This is a genomic window from Methylacidimicrobium tartarophylax (assembly GCF_902143375.2).
In the GTDB taxonomy this organism is placed as follows: Bacteria; Verrucomicrobiota; Verrucomicrobiia; order Methylacidiphilales; family Methylacidiphilaceae; genus Methylacidimicrobium; species Methylacidimicrobium tartarophylax.
In genome coordinates this window covers 1-13,254 of the sequence record NZ_CABFVA020000036.1, presented here as the reverse complement: position 1 = coordinate 13,254, position 13,254 = coordinate 1, and the positions used below count along the sequence as shown (strand labels likewise).

Annotated in this window: 15 protein-coding genes; 9 read left to right on the top strand and 6 right to left on the bottom strand. The window is 58.6% G+C overall.

Features of this window, described 5'->3' with window-relative positions; all coding sequences use genetic code 11:
* Window positions 1-138 precede the first annotated feature (138 nt).
* The 7 genes from MAMT_RS04465 (at window position 139) to MAMT_RS04435 (ending at window position 6,009) form a co-directional block, all read left to right on the top strand.
* Entirely contained in the window at window positions 139-1,110 is a 972-nt protein-coding gene (locus MAMT_RS04465) for a KpsF/GutQ family sugar-phosphate isomerase (RefSeq protein ID WP_142659809.1), read from the top strand.
* A gap of 18 nt (window positions 1,111-1,128) precedes the next feature.
* Window positions 1,129-1,686 (top strand): elongation factor P, encoded by a 558-nt coding sequence (gene efp / locus MAMT_RS04460; protein WP_142659808.1) that lies wholly within the window; start codon window positions 1,129-1,131, stop codon window positions 1,684-1,686.
* A 65-nt stretch (window positions 1,687-1,751) separates the two neighbouring features.
* Window positions 1,752-2,579: an MBL fold metallo-hydrolase gene (locus MAMT_RS04455; protein WP_142659807.1), complete on the top strand. Its 828-nt coding sequence runs from the start codon at window positions 1,752-1,754 to the stop codon at window positions 2,577-2,579.
* 97 nt (window positions 2,580-2,676) lie between these two features.
* Window positions 2,677-3,648 (top strand): ribose-phosphate diphosphokinase, encoded by a 972-nt coding sequence (locus MAMT_RS04450; protein ID WP_142659806.1) that lies wholly within the window; start codon window positions 2,677-2,679, stop codon window positions 3,646-3,648.
* Window positions 3,645-4,145 carry an Lrp/AsnC family transcriptional regulator gene (locus tag MAMT_RS04445; protein ID WP_178086912.1) on the top strand — a complete coding sequence of 167 codons (501 nt, stop codon included), beginning with the start codon at window positions 3,645-3,647 and terminating at the stop codon, window positions 4,143-4,145. Before MAMT_RS04450 ends, MAMT_RS04445 begins: the two co-directional genes overlap by 4 nt.
* A gap of 11 nt (window positions 4,146-4,156) precedes the next feature.
* A complete protein-coding gene (locus MAMT_RS04440) occupies window positions 4,157-5,401 on the top strand; it encodes an aminotransferase class I/II-fold pyridoxal phosphate-dependent enzyme (protein ID WP_142659805.1) in 1,245 nt (414 codons plus the stop codon).
* 146 nt (window positions 5,402-5,547) lie between these two features.
* Window positions 5,548-6,009: an ACT domain-containing protein gene (locus tag MAMT_RS04435; RefSeq protein ID WP_142659804.1), complete on the top strand. Its 462-nt coding sequence runs from the start codon at window positions 5,548-5,550 to the stop codon at window positions 6,007-6,009.
* Window positions 6,010-6,019: 10 nt separating this feature from the next.
* On the opposite strand, the gene MAMT_RS04430 is transcribed toward MAMT_RS04435, so the two are convergent.
* Window positions 6,020-7,012, bottom strand: coding sequence for an ArsR/SmtB family transcription factor (locus MAMT_RS04430; RefSeq protein WP_246186523.1), 993 nt, complete (start codon window positions 7,010-7,012; stop codon window positions 6,020-6,022).
* A gap of 67 nt (window positions 7,013-7,079) precedes the next feature.
* Here MAMT_RS04430 and metK point away from each other — a divergent pair, with 67 nt between their 5' ends.
* Window positions 7,080-8,255: a methionine adenosyltransferase gene (metK, locus tag MAMT_RS04425; RefSeq protein WP_218579735.1), complete on the top strand. Its 1,176-nt coding sequence runs from the start codon at window positions 7,080-7,082 to the stop codon at window positions 8,253-8,255.
* 61 nt (window positions 8,256-8,316) lie between these two features.
* On the top strand, window positions 8,317-9,663 hold the full coding sequence (gene ahcY / locus MAMT_RS04420; RefSeq protein ID WP_142659802.1) for an adenosylhomocysteinase: 1,347 nt from the start codon (window positions 8,317-8,319) through the stop codon (window positions 9,661-9,663).
* A gap of 76 nt (window positions 9,664-9,739) precedes the next feature.
* Here ahcY and MAMT_RS04415 read toward each other — a convergent pair whose 3' ends face one another.
* The 5 genes from MAMT_RS04415 to MAMT_RS04400 all read right to left on the bottom strand — a co-directional run.
* Window positions 9,740-10,201, bottom strand: a complete 462-nt coding sequence (locus MAMT_RS04415; RefSeq protein WP_142659801.1) for a cytochrome C — start codon at window positions 10,199-10,201, stop codon at window positions 9,740-9,742.
* On the bottom strand, window positions 10,198-11,433 hold the full coding sequence (locus MAMT_RS04410) for a molybdopterin-dependent oxidoreductase (RefSeq protein ID WP_246186522.1): 1,236 nt from the start codon (window positions 11,431-11,433) through the stop codon (window positions 10,198-10,200). Before MAMT_RS04410 ends, MAMT_RS04415 begins: the two co-directional genes overlap by 4 nt.
* A gap of 327 nt (window positions 11,434-11,760) precedes the next feature.
* Window positions 11,761-11,916 carry a hypothetical protein gene (locus tag MAMT_RS11305; RefSeq protein WP_178086911.1) on the bottom strand — a complete coding sequence of 52 codons (156 nt, stop codon included), beginning with the start codon at window positions 11,914-11,916 and terminating at the stop codon, window positions 11,761-11,763.
* A 92-nt stretch (window positions 11,917-12,008) separates the two neighbouring features.
* Window positions 12,009-12,557, bottom strand: coding sequence for an RsmD family RNA methyltransferase (locus MAMT_RS04405; protein ID WP_142659800.1), 549 nt, complete (start codon window positions 12,555-12,557; stop codon window positions 12,009-12,011).
* Window positions 12,558-12,606: 49 nt separating this feature from the next.
* The coding region (locus MAMT_RS04400; RefSeq protein ID WP_142659799.1) for an AsmA-like C-terminal region-containing protein at window positions 12,607-13,254 on the bottom strand (648 nt) is incomplete at its 5' end.

The following is a 13,254-nucleotide window of genomic DNA, read 5'->3' as shown; positions in this document are numbered from 1 at the left end:
GCCTGTCTCCCAAGCGTTCTCGTGCGGTTTGCATTCCGGCCCATCGGCCCGCGCCTCGGGTACGAACTTTGTGAGACAGGAAGGCTGGGAATTTAGCCGTTGTTTTTCGAGCAGTGAGCCCGTAGCATCGATCCCTCCATGAACCTGCTGGCGCTGGGTAGAAGGGTATTCGAGATCGAGATCGATTCCCTTCGGCTGGTGGAAAAGAAGTTGGGACCTTCTTTTGAGGAGGCGGTTCGTCGCCTTTCCGACGTCGTTTCCGAAAACCGGAAGGTGATCGTGGTGGGAGTGGGAAAGTCGGGACATATTGGTCAAAAGATCGCGGCAACCTTGGCCAGCACGGGGGCGCCGAGCGTGGTGATGAATGCGGTCGACGCCTTTCACGGGGACCTGGGTATCGCTTGTGAGGGCGACGTTGCGCTGGCGCTGAGCTACAGTGGGGAGACCGAAGAGCTCGTTCGTCTGATTCCCTACCTCAAGAGGATGAAGATTGCTGTCATCGCAATGACCGGCAACCTCAAGTCGACCCTGGCGCAAAACGCGGACGTCGTGCTCGATGTTGGGGTCGAGAAGGAAGCTTGTCCGCATAATTTGGCACCGACCTCGAGCACGACAGCGATGCTGGCTCTCGGGGATGCCATGGCAATGGTTCTCCTGGAAAAACGGGGATTCCGCAAAGAAGACTTTGCGCGCCTCCATCCCGGAGGAAGCTTGGGACGCCACCTGCTGCTGCGGGTGGGAGAGATCATGCGGCCGCGAGAGGCGATCGTCGTTTTGCCGAAAGGAGCTGCGGTGAAGGAAGCCCTTCGCCAGTGGAACCGGAAGAGGGCTGGAGCGGCCGTGGTCGTCGATGAGAGCGGCGCTCTTGTCGGGATCTTTACGCACGGGGACTTCGTGCGCCATTATGAACGGGATCCTAGAGTAGGAGAGCAACCGCTCTCCGAGGTGGTGACGGAGCAGCCCGTCACGGTGCGAGTTGACAAGCTTGCGGTGGAGGTGCTCAATCTCTTTGAAAACCATCGCATTGACGATCTTATCGTGGTCGACAGGGACAACCGGCCGGTCGGCATGGTCGATTCTCGAGATCTCACCATGCACAAATTGATGTAGAAAAAGAACAAAGCATCTATGACGAACGCGAGCGATGTGAGTAAGGGACAGGCGATCCGCTATCACGGGGCTGTCTGTCTCGTCTTGGAAACGCAACACAGGACTCCGGGGAATCTGCGCGCCTTTGTCCAGATGACGTTGCGCAATTTGAGAACGGGAAGATCTTCCGTGGAACGCTTCAGCTCATCGGACAAGGTGGAATTGGTCAGCGTGACTCGGAAGAAGTGTGAATACAGCTACCGAGAAGGCAAAGATTATGTCTTTATGGATCCGGAAAGCTATGAAAGCGTCTCCGTCCCGGAAGATCTTGTCGGGAAAGCGAAGGACTTCCTCATGGAAAATCAGGCGGTCGATCTCCTTTTTACGGATGAGGTCATTGCTGCCGTGGAGCTCCCGCCCACCGTCACCTTGAAAGTCGTGAGTTCCCCTGAAGGGGTCCGGGGAGATTCCGCGACGAATGTGATGAAGGTGGCCGAGCTCGAAACCGGCCTCAGCGTCCAGGTGCCGCTCTTCATCAAAGAAGGAGAGAAGATCAAGGTCAGCACGGCGGAGGGGAAATACTTAAGCCGGGCCTAGCCTCCCCGAAAGAGGGGCCAGGACTTGAGCCCGTGGAAGCGGCGGGCATCGGATGGGAAGGAAGTATGCCGACGTGGGTTAAGATTCTGGAGAGAGCCCAAATCGGCCTGGGATGGACGGATGAGGGGCTGGCGAAACGTTCTCAAACGCCCTTGCGGCAGCTGCGAGAGTTGAAAGCGGGTATTCTCGACCCTGGCGTCCTTCGCAGTGTGGCTGCTGCATTGCACTTGGGAGCCGATGCGCTGCTCTCGATTGCCCGGGAACGGGAGAGTGGTTCCACGTTTTCGATGCCGGCAACCGTTCGGAGCATGGAAAGCGAATCGCGGAGAGGATACGTGCTCTGGGATTCCGCTTCGCGCTTGGCTTCTCTGATCGATATCGGCGGAGAGTGCCCCCAGGTCGTTCGGCTCCTGGAACAAGAATTTCTTGTGCCGCACTATCTCTTTTTCACGGAATCGAGTCAACCGATCGATCCCGGATGGATGCGATTTTTGGAGGATCGAAGCGCTCTGCCCGTTCGGTCAGAGGTGGGAGAAGAGGATGGTAGCTTCCCCTTGGGGACTCTTCAGATGTATCGTCGCTCCGTTGCCTCCCGCGACGGAGTCAGCCGCAGGCTCTACCTCGTCCGCGGCTTGGATCTCCCCGTCGCTTTTATCGGGCGGTTTCTCTTGCCTCCCGATGCCCAAGGGGAAGAAGAACGACCGCTTCTGTATGAAGGGTGGCTGGAGGAGGTCAGGTCGCATATTTTCACTCTGAACGACGAGACGCTCTTGTGCCCCTCGGAAGGGCCCATGACCACGGTGGGCTTCGAAAAGGCTCATAATCCCTTTTTCCCCGAATTCGAGCACTTTTCTTCCTTTGCCAACTTGACCGAAGAGGACCGCAATCCGTGAAAGCGGATTGTCTAGTGCCAGACATCTGCTCCGATGGCCGGATGGCGCGAGCCGTCGGCGATACCCTTAAAAACAGAAAAAATAGAATTCGTTGCCAATGAACGAAGAGGAACTTCATCCGCTTCTCGTTTTCACGGGGAGTGCCAATCGCCCGCTGGCGGAACGGATCGTCGAGTCGATCGGTATCCCGCTGGGTGCGGCCACGATCACCTCGTTTCCCGATGGGGAGACCTTCGTGAAGATCGATGAAAACATACGCGGACGCGATGTGTTTATCGTTCAGCCCACTTGTCCGCCGACGAATCACAATATCATGGAGCTGCTGATCATGATCGATGCCGCCAGGCGCGCCAGCGCGGCACGGGTGACCGCAGTGATCCCGTTTTACGGTTACGCTCGGCAAGATCGGAAGGATCGCCCGCGGGTGGCGATCACCGCCAAGCTGGTCGCTAATCTACTGGTGGCCGCCGGAGTCAATCGCGTGTTGACGGTGGATCTGCACGCCCAGCAGATTCAAGGCTTCTTCGATATTCCGGTCGATCATCTTTATGCTGCGCCCGTTCTCTACCGCTACTTGGCCACAAAAGGGCTTTCCAACCTGGTTGTCGTCTCGCCGGATGTCGGGGGAATCAAGCTGGCCTCCGGTTATTCGCAGATGCTGGATGCCGGGCTCGCGCTGGTGGTCAAGCGTCGAGTCGATGCGGAGCATACGGAAGCGCAATTCGTCGTAGGCGAGGTCTCGGAGCGGGATGTCTTGATCGTCGATGACTTAACGGAGACGGCGGGCACCGTGACATCGGCCGCTCGGATCCTGAAGGAGATGGGGGCACGCCGCATCTTTGCCGGCATCTCCCATGCTGTGCTTAATCCATTAGGGATAAAGCGTTTGAAAGACTCTTGCCTGGAGGAGCTCATTATCACGAACACCGTGCCGGTCCCCTCGGTCGAGGGCGTGAACGTGACCGTGCTCGATGTTGCGCCTCTTTTGGGAGAGGCGATCAAGCGCATTCATACCGGCCAATCGGTTTCCTCCCTTTTCCGTGTGGACGGAAAGACGATTCTCTTATGAGCAAGGAAGTTTCCTTTTCGGCTGAGCTCCTCTGTCTGCTGGAGGAAAATCCGCTTCGTTCCTCGGAAACTTTGGCAAAGCTCTTGGGCCGCGAGGCTGCGGAAGTGGAGCAGGAGATCGCACGGCTGGAAAAAGAGAAGGTGATCCTTGCGTACAAGGCGATCGTCGATGACGAAAAGGCGCAGCGCCGGACCGTGAAAGCTGTCATCGAAGTGAAGCTCGTTCCCGAGCGGGGAGGGGGATTCGACCGTTTGGCTCAAAGAATCGCCCGTTATTCTGAAGTCACTTCCTGTTTTCTGATGAGCGGGGGATACGATCTCCTGGTCTTTCTCGAAGGCTCCACTCTGCAGGAGGTCGCTCGCTTTGTTTCCGAGAAGCTGGCGACCCTTCATGGGGTGACCTCGACGGCAACCCATTTCATGTTGCGAACCTATAAGGAGCAAGGAATCCTCGTCGGAGAGGCAGTCGACACCAGTCGCCTGTCGATCAGCCCATGAGCGGAAGCGCCATGCAACCAGCTCCCGATCCCCAAGCCGACAAAATTCTGCCTTTTCTTCCCAGTGGGGAGTCTTGGATCGCTCGGCATGTGCGCGATCTTCCTCGGTCGGGAATCCGCGACTTTTTCGATCTCGTGCAGTCGATGGAGGGGATTGTTTCCCTTGGGATCGGCGAGCCGGGAGAGTCGACATTTTGGAATATTCGTGAGCAGGCGATCTTCGCGCTAGAATCGGGAAAGACGGGCTATACCTCGAATCTTGGGCTCCTTCGCCTGCGCCAGGCCATCAGCGGCTACATGGAACGGCTGACCGGAGTCTGCTACGACCCAGAAGGAGAAATCCTCGTGACGGTCGGCGTTTCCGAAGCGCTCGATTGTGCGTTGCGCGCGATCATCAACCCGGGTGATCACGTTCTCTACGCAGACCCCAGCTATGTCGCCTACTCCCCCAGCGTCCTGCTCGCTCATGGAGTTCCGATCGGCATCCCCACTCGATTTGAAGAAGAATTCCAGTTGCGGGCCGAAGCAGTAGCGCAAAGGGCGAAACCGGGAGTCAAGGCGCTCCTTTTGAACTCGCCGGCGAATCCTACCGGCGCGATGGTCGACGAGGGCGAGTTGGAGAAGATCGCCTCCCTCTCGGAGAGGGAAGACTGGGTCGTTCTCTCCGATGAGATTTATGCCGAGTTGACCTATGAGAAACGGCACCGCTCGATCGCCAGCTTTCCTGGAATGAAGGAGCGGACGGTAGTGCTCAACGGGTTGTCGAAGGCATTCGCGATGACCGGATTCCGCCTCGGTTGGGCTTGTGGGCCGGCACCTCTGATTGCGGCGATGGTCAAGATCCATCAATATTCGATGCTCTGTGCACCGATCCTGAGCCAGGAGGCCGGGATCGAAGCACTGGAGCACGGGGCGACTCAAATCGAATCGATGCGGCGTTCCTATCGGAGAAAAAGAAACTATCTCTGGCGCAGCCTGACTGCCATGGGTTTCCCCTGCCATCGGCCGGAAGGAGCCTTCTACCTTTTCCCATCGATCCTCCCGTTCCACCTCTCTTCCCAAGAGTTTGCGTTTCGCCTCTTGCAGGAGGCCCGGGTAGCGGTGGTTCCGGGGACCGCCTTTGGCTCCTCCGGAGAGGGATATCTTCGCTGCAGCTTTAGCCCGCGCATGGGAGATCTTGAGGAGGCGGTTGCTCGCATGAACCGATGGATGCGGGCAAACTTTCGGAAAGGGGCCTGTCCTACCGCGGGTGATTGAGGAGAGGGGAGGGCGGCACTGCTTGCGTTGGGGGGCAACACCTTGGATAGTATCCTCGTGAAGTCTCGTTTTCTGCAGCGGGTGTTTTAAGGGTTGGGTATGGGCTGGCCTTGGGGAAAGCGGCGCGGCAGCAGAGAGGAGTGATTGTGGGTTTACAAACGACTCGGGAAAGAAACACGGAGAAAATCATCCAGTTTTCCGTTTACATGGAAAACAAGGCAGGTCGGCTCCTCGATCTGGTGCGGCTCCTGACCAGTGGCGGAGTGGATATTGTCAGCTTTACGATTCTCGATTCGGTCGACGCCGCTGTGATCCGGTTGGTCGTGGACGATCCGGAGAGCGCCCGATCCCTTCTTCACGAGCATCACATTGCTTTCAATGAATCGACCTTGGTTGCTGTTGAGCTTCCGCAAAGCGCGGACGACTTGCGAAAACTCTTGGCAACCCTCCTGCAAGCCGAGATCAATATCTACTTCAGCTATCCGCTCATCACTCGCCCTTACGGGAAGGCCGTGCTCGCCCTTCGCGTGGAGGATGACGAATTGGCCAGTTCGGTCCTGATCCGAAACCAGTTCCGGGTGCTTTCTCAAAAGGACATCAGCCGCTGACTCGTTCCGCTCAGCGGACGTGCGAAGCCGAGCGGATCGGCTTGATCGCACTCACCAGCAGCGCGCGAAGGTGCGGAGGATCGGGGTCGGGATCGAGGGGCTGGATCCGGATCTCGCCGAAGCCTGAGGCAGTCAGCCACTTTTCGAGGTCGTTCTCCGAGAAGCCGAGCCAATAGTCGCCGTAGAGCGTGCGGGCGTCTTCAAAAGAGTGTTCGCATAGGTCGAGAATCACCAGGGTCCCCCCAGGGTGAAGAATCCGGGAAGCAGCCGTAATGGCTCCCTCGGGGCTTGGGGCATGGTGAAGCGCCTGGCTCAACACGGCAATCGCGACGCTTTCCGGCGGAATGGGCGGGTTTTGCAGATCCCCGACGCGGAACTCGAGATTGGTAAAATTTCGCTTCTTGGCTTCCCGCGCGGCAAAAGCCACCATCTTGGGGGAAATGTCAACGGCGATCACGCGTTCCGCCCGTTCGGCAAGAAGCTGCGAGAGCCAGCCCTCTCCGCACCCAAGGTCGGCGATGACGACAGGCGGAAGCAAGCGGGTGAGGAGGGGACCGACCGCGGGCCAACCCCTGCCGGGACAAGCGGCACCCCCCAGTCGGCCTGCCATTCGATTAAAATGGGCCCGAGTTTCTCTCTTCCGTCTTTCAATGACCTTATGCAGCCGCTCGGGATCGCGGTCTGCCTCTCCGCTCTCCGCAAGAAGGAGAAGGGCCGTGCCGGAGAGACGGGCTTCCGCCTCGTTCCGTTCGGGAGGAAGAGAGTAAAAGGTCTTCCGACCCTGCCGACGGGCGCGGACCAGTCCCTCGGTTCGAAGCAGGGCGAGATGGCCCGAGACCGCCGGCTGGCTGGCTTGCAAGACTTCGCAAAGCTCGGCGACCGAAAGTTCCTGCGTTCGCAAGAGAGCGAGGATGCGTAGCCGCGTAAGATCCCCCAGCATCGACCAGAGACGGCGAAGGCGATCGCCGGACTGGGCGGGCAAGGCGGCGGAATGTGAATGCATCGACCTATCTTTATCAATTAATATTTCTGTTGCCAACGCCTGATTTTTTCCCTAAGAATGGCGCGTGATCGCGAGAAAACATGTATTCGCCTCGGAATCGGTAACCGAAGGGCATCCGGACAAGGTTTGCGATGCCGTTTCGGATTCAGTCCTTGATGCCTGCCTAGAGCAAGATCCTCACAGCCGGGTTGCCTGCGAGACGCTCGTGAAGAGCAATCTCCTCGTCCTGGCCGGAGAGATCACGACGAGAGCAAAGCTGGATTATATCCAGATCGCCCGAGAACGGGTTCGGGAAATCGGCTATGATGAGCCGGGCGAGATCTTTCATGCCGACAAGCTGCAGATCGTCTACGCCCTCTCTCAGCAGAGTCCGGACATCGCTCAAGGAGTTGATGGAACGCACGGGGCGACTCCTGGTGTGCAAGGGGCCGGGGATCAAGGCATGATGTTCGGCTTCGCCTGCCGAGAGACTCCCGAACTGATGCCCGCTCCCATTATTTTTGCTCATCGCCTCTGCCGCCGGTTGGCCGAGCTGCGTCACAGCGGCGCGGTCCCGTGGCTTCGCCCCGACGGAAAAGCGCAAGTGTCGCTTCTCTATGAGGGATATCGGCCGGTCCATGTCGAGGCGGTCGTCGTCTCTACGCAGCACCTCCCGGAAATCGGCCAAGACGCAATCCGGGAGGTCGTGCTTTCCGAGGTGGTGGCAAAAGCGATCCCGCCCGAGTTGCTCGATCGGTCGACCCAATATTTCATCAATCCCACCGGACGGTTCGTCGTTGGCGGCCCGGAAGCCGACAGCGGACTGACCGGGCGCAAGATCATCGTCGATACCTACGGCGGAATGGGTCGCCATGGTGGGGGGGCCTTCAGCGGAAAGGATCCATCGAAGGTCGACCGGAGTGCGGCTTATATGGCGAGGTATGTGGCAAAGAATGTGGTAGCGTCGGGCGCCGCGGACCGAGCCGAAGTGCAGCTTGCCTACGCGATCGGCTATCCTGACCCTGTTTCGATCGCTGTCGATACCTTTGGGACAGGGAAGTCGGAAGAGGACAAGATCGTGGAGGCGATCCGGCAAGTATTCCGGCTCAAGCCCGCGGAGATCATCGAGGAGCTCTCGCTGCTCCGTCCAATCTATCGACACACGACCAATTACGGCCACTTCGGGCGGGTAGACGAGCTCGATAGTTTTACCTGGGAGCGGACCGATCGCGCTGCTCTTCTCAGGAAGATGCTCGACCTCTAGCCTGCCTGTCTCACAAAGCTAGGAACGAAGAACTCCCTCAATTCAGAAAGGAACATTTCCGATGAGCACGACGGTAGAAACGAAAGAAAAGCAGACCTTTTCCGCCGAGGACTTCCGAGTCAAGGACATGACGCTGGCCGAATTCGGCCGAAAGGAAATCGAGGTAGCCGAGGCCGAGATGCCCGGACTGATGTCTCTGCGCAAAGAACTGGGTCCGACGCAGCCGCTGAGAGGAGCCCGCATCGCCGGCTGTCTCCACATGACGGTGGAGACCGCGGTCCTCGTCGAAACCCTTATCGCCCTGGGCGCTGAGGTAAGGTGGAGCTCCTGCAACATCTTTTCCACGCAGGATCACGCGGCGGCGGCTCTCGCTGCGCGCGGGATTCCCGTATTTGCCTGGAAGGGAGAGACGGAGGAAGAATACCTCTGGTGCATCGAGCAGACGTTGCGCTGGCCCGACGGCTCGTTCCTGAACATGATCCTCGACGATGGCGGCGATCTAACCGAGCTGATTCACGAAAAGCATCCCGAACTCCTCCCCGGAATCTTTGGAATCTCCGAAGAAACGACGACAGGAGTCCATCGGCTGGCGCGACGCGCAGCGAAGGGCACCTTGGGAACGGCGGCATTCAACGTGAACGATTCTTGCACCAAGAGCAAATTCGACAATCTTTACGGCTGTCGCGAGTCGTTCCTCGACGGAGTCAAGCGGGCGACCGACGTCATGGTCGCCGGAAAGACGGTCGTTGTCTGCGGATTCGGGGATGTCGGCAAAGGCTGCGCCCGCTCCGCCCGCGGAATGGGTGCCCGCGTGGTGATCACCGAGGTTGACCCGATCAATGCCCTGCAGGCGGCGATGGAGGGTTACGAGGTGACCGTGCTTGAGGACATTGCGCCAGTCGGAGATATCTTCGTCACGGCCACCGGCTGCATCCATGTGATTCAGCGGGAACATCTGGAGCAGATGAAAAGCGGGGCGATCGTCTGCAACATCGGTCATTTCGATAGCGAGATCGACGTTTCCACTCTCTATGGCGACTCGAAACTCCGCCGAGTCGAGATCAAGCCCCAGGTAGATCTTTTCGTTTGGCCCAACGGCAAGCGCCTCTTCGTCCTGGCCGAAGGGAGGCTCGTGAATCTGGGTTGCGCATCCGGGCATCCCAGCTTCGTCATGAGCGCCAGCTTCACGAACCAGACCTTGGCTCAGATCGAGCTCTGGAGAGAACGGGAGACCGGGCGCTATGCACGCGGCCAACTTTACGTTCTCCCAAAGATCCTCGATGAGCGGGTTGCCCGGCTCCATCTGGGGCATCTAGGCGCGAAGCTTACGCGCTTGACGGAGGCTCAGGCCGATTATCTGGGCGTGCCGCCGTCCGGGCCCTATAAGCCCGAAGGTTACCGGTATTGACCTTCGGACGGAACTCGTCTTCCGCGAACGCGGGACCGTGCGGCTCTCCTTTGCCCGATGGATTCTGATGGCCGCGTCATGGGTTCGGTTTTGACGGAGGAACGGAAGACGAGTTCCCCTCGGGGAGGGGGCCGTAGTGCTTCTGCAGATAGTCGACGATCTGTCCGACCATCTCCGTGGGAATGGGCGCTCCGAGGTGAATCATCTTGTCCACCTCCTTTTTCCAGAGCTCGGGCGGGAAATGGGGCTGCGCGCCGATCAGGGTCACGCTGTGGCAGATCGAGCAGTAGCTTTCGACGAGCTCTTGTCCGCTTCCTCGCACCAAGGGAGTGGGAGCGAGCGGATAGGCTCCCACAGAATAGGTCGACGTCGCATTTCCCGGAAAGGGAGAGACCGGCATAATCAAACCGGTAGAATCGAGAGCATAGACACCGGCTTCGGATAGGCCGTCGGAATCCGCAAGAGCGGAATCGACTCCGGCATAAAGGGTGAGGCAAACCACCGCAACGGCGATGGAGCGGAAGAGATGTGCGCTCAAGCGGACTCCCCCACGAAAACGGTCTGCGTTTCGACGACATTCCATGCGTATCCTCCAGGATTCCAAATCGGTTCCATCGGCTGGACGTTGCCTTTTCCATCCGTCGCACGACAGCAGAGCTCAACCCGTCCCGGCTGCCGCGGAGTCCACGCCAGCCTCCAGCCACGAAAGGAATAGGGGCCCAGATCGGGATCGAGCCGGGCGAGTCTCCAGCTCCGGCCTCCATCGGTGGAGACCTCGACTTGACGAATTCCTCCCGAGCCGCTGAAAGCAATCCCCTTGATCTCGATGGGCAGACGGACGACCAGCTTGGACGAACCATCCGGGAGGACAAAAAAGGAGCGAACGGGCATGGGCGCGTGGCTGGCGGGAATGGTGGAAAGCTTCCCCAAGGCGACTTCTTCCGGTGTCGTGGAGTAGTGCGGCTTCTTGGGAAGCCGATAGGCATTCATCATCCAATGGCTCTGATCGGGCTCGGTGAGAGCTTCGATCCAGCTCAGATGCTTGATCCAGCAGGTGGAAAAGCGACCTGGGACGATCAGGCGGACAGGAAAGCCGTTGAGCATCGGCAAGGGTTCGCCATTCATCTGGTAGGCGATGAGACAATCCTGCAGGATCGGGTCTTCCGGATCCAAAGACTTGGAATACGCATGGGACGGGGTTCCCTCCGCGCCGCGCCCGGAGTCGAGGCCTTGGAAACGGAGGGCGACGGTGTGAGATCGAAGACCCGCCCGATTGAGAAGATCCATGAGACGCACTCCCGTCCAACGGGCATTACTCATGCCGCCGTTGCCCCACTGGGTTCCCGCGACTCGGGGAAAGAAGCGGCTGCGCGAGTTTCCCGTGCACTGATTGACCGCGACGACGGAGACCGGCTCGAACTGGGAAAGGAGCTGGGAAAAAGAGAAATGCAGAGGCCGGGAAACATTGCCGCCTACCGAGAGCCGCCACGCAGAGAGATCGATCGCATTGGGGATGACATCGAGATGATAGCGGACGAAGAAGGCTGCGTTCGGCGTAAGGAGTGACTCGAAAAATGGGCGAGGGGTTTCCAGCACGATCGGCCGATCGCTGAGTCGTAAAAGCGGGAGCTTTTGCGGCACGAGTCCGGTCGGAACGGCAGCATTCCAATGCGTATCGGGCAGGGGAAGATCGGATGCGGCATTGCCGCCCTCGGCGCGGAGTTCCCGCGGCCAAGGTATCGCTGCTGTTCCTAGGAGGCCCGTCAACATCTGAAGCGCCCTTCGACGGGAGTAAGCCGGGAGGAAAGGTTCGCCCTCTGTGGAGCGAAAAGGGTGTTGATATGACATCATCTGCAGCCTAGCGGAGTTAGGCTGGAGGAGTCAAGGCAGTCGGGACGGAAACACAGAGAGAACATCGGAAAAGGAGAAACCGGCACCGGTGAACGCGTCCCCGCTCCCGTGGAATCGCCCGTCACCAAACGAGCGGGATTGAATCGATCACCATTTCTCCACGATCCCCAAAGCGCCGTTCTTCTTGCCGACCATAGGAGAAACCGTTCGCAAAAGCCAGCTTAACACCGCTGCGGTCCGTCTACCTCATTCGACGTATCGACGAAAGGGTTGCGACCAGAGCGCGGCAAAGCGTTTGGGGCTCACATTCCTTCGCACCGTCTTGGCAGGAGAAGGAGTTTGCGGATTTTTCCCCTCTGAGTTCTTTTCGTTTTCGAGATGCTCGATTAACTCTTCTTTCACCGAAAAATCCTAAAGCAAATTATATGCCAACGGAGGCGGGTTTTTGCCGCTCCGATGCTAATGGGTGATGGCTTTGTTCTAGAGGAATCTAGCTAACCCTCCAACTCGAGCATGACGACGATCGTTTCTCCCGCTCTCCGCTGCCACCGGACTCTCCACGGAGCAGGGTGCTCGAGCTGGTTGCGTCGAAAAAACTCCCAAATGAGAAGACCGTGCGGAGCCAGCCTTGGCGGAACCGAAGAGAGCAGGGGATGCTGGTCTAGGATGAGTGCCTTTTTCTCGTAGGGGGGAGAGGCAAAGACAATGTCATACTGGTGCTGGTCCCTCAGTAAAAAACGAAGGGCGTCGGCTTCGATCACTTGTCCGGTGAAACCGGTCTTGAGGAGATTGTGACGAATCGCTCGGCAACAGGAATTGGCCAAGTCGACGAAGGTCGCTTCCCGTGCTCCTCGGCTCAAGGCCTCGATGCCGAGAGAGCCCGTGCCGGCATAGAGATCGAGAACTCTCTTGTCGACGATCCATTCCCCGAGCGAGGAGAAGATCGCTCCTTTCACTCGGCCGAGAGCCGGGCGGATTTCGACCCCTCGGGGAACTTCCAAGAGAAGGCCGCCGGCAGTGCCGGAGATTACCCGCAGTGCCATGCACCTTCATTCTCCCCGCAGGAGATCGCTTGTGAGACATGCAGGCTAGTCATGGGAGGAAGAGCGAGGGAAGCCGCCCTGAATCTTTCGATTGCAACGCCAAGTTTTCCAACAATTTCGCTTCCGGGTTCTGAATCGTTCCTCTCATCGTGAGGACGATCACTTGCGACCGATCCTGCAGGAAGCGAAGCTGGCGCGCCACGAGATCCGGGAGGCGATGGAAAAGGGAATCTTTCAGGTGGACGCGAAGGAGAAGCCGCAAGGAAGAGTCGAAAGCCACCGAGCCTTCTCCCGAGAGAGAAAAGTGAGGGGAGTCAAAGTTGATGTTCGAAAAGGTCACAGCTCCTTCTTGAATCCGAAACCGGCCGGCACATTCCGAGAAATCGGGTTGAGCGAGGCTGCTTTCCCGAAACATGGTCGCCAGGGCGGAGAAAAGGGAGATGTTCTCAATCTGTCCGTTCTTCACGGAAAAGGAGCCCTGTCCGGTTAAGCTCTTGGCGACGAGCGGCCGGCCGCAAGAGTCGAGATCGAGAGTGAGACGGCCCCGGGCGACCTGAGCGTTGCTCTGGAGAGCGGCAAGAAACTCGTGGAGGTCGAGATCGGTGATCTTCAGGCGCAATCCAAAATTGCCTCCGGGAGCATCGGAGGGAAGTTGGGAGAGAGCTGCCTCGACGCGACCGCCACTGGCGAGCGCCCG

Bases quoted from the DNA above. Each gene is read 5' to 3' on its own strand.
- MAMT_RS04465 (WP_142659809.1), top strand. From the start codon at position 139: ATGAACCTGCTGGCGCTGGGTAGAAGGGTATTCGAGATCGAGATCGAT.
- efp (WP_142659808.1), top strand. From the start codon at position 1,129: ATGACGAACGCGAGCGATGTGAGTAAGGGACAGGCGATCCGCTATCAC.
- MAMT_RS04455 (WP_142659807.1), top strand. From the start codon at position 1,752: ATGCCGACGTGGGTTAAGATTCTGGAGAGAGCCCAAATCGGCCTGGGA.
- MAMT_RS04450 (WP_142659806.1), top strand. From the start codon at position 2,677: ATGAACGAAGAGGAACTTCATCCGCTTCTCGTTTTCACGGGGAGTGCC.
- MAMT_RS04445 (WP_178086912.1), top strand. From the start codon at position 3,645: ATGAGCAAGGAAGTTTCCTTTTCGGCTGAGCTCCTCTGTCTGCTGGAG.
- MAMT_RS04440 (WP_142659805.1), top strand. From the start codon at position 4,157: ATGCAACCAGCTCCCGATCCCCAAGCCGACAAAATTCTGCCTTTTCTT.
- MAMT_RS04430 (WP_246186523.1), bottom strand. From the start codon at position 7,012: ATGCATTCACATTCCGCCGCCTTGCCCGCCCAGTCCGGCGATCGCCTT.
- ahcY (WP_142659802.1), top strand. From the start codon at position 8,317: ATGAGCACGACGGTAGAAACGAAAGAAAAGCAGACCTTTTCCGCCGAG.
- MAMT_RS04410 (WP_246186522.1), bottom strand. From the start codon at position 11,433: ATGTTGACGGGCCTCCTAGGAACAGCAGCGATACCTTGGCCGCGGGAA.
- MAMT_RS04405 (WP_142659800.1), bottom strand. From the start codon at position 12,557: ATGGCACTGCGGGTAATCTCCGGCACTGCCGGCGGCCTTCTCTTGGAA.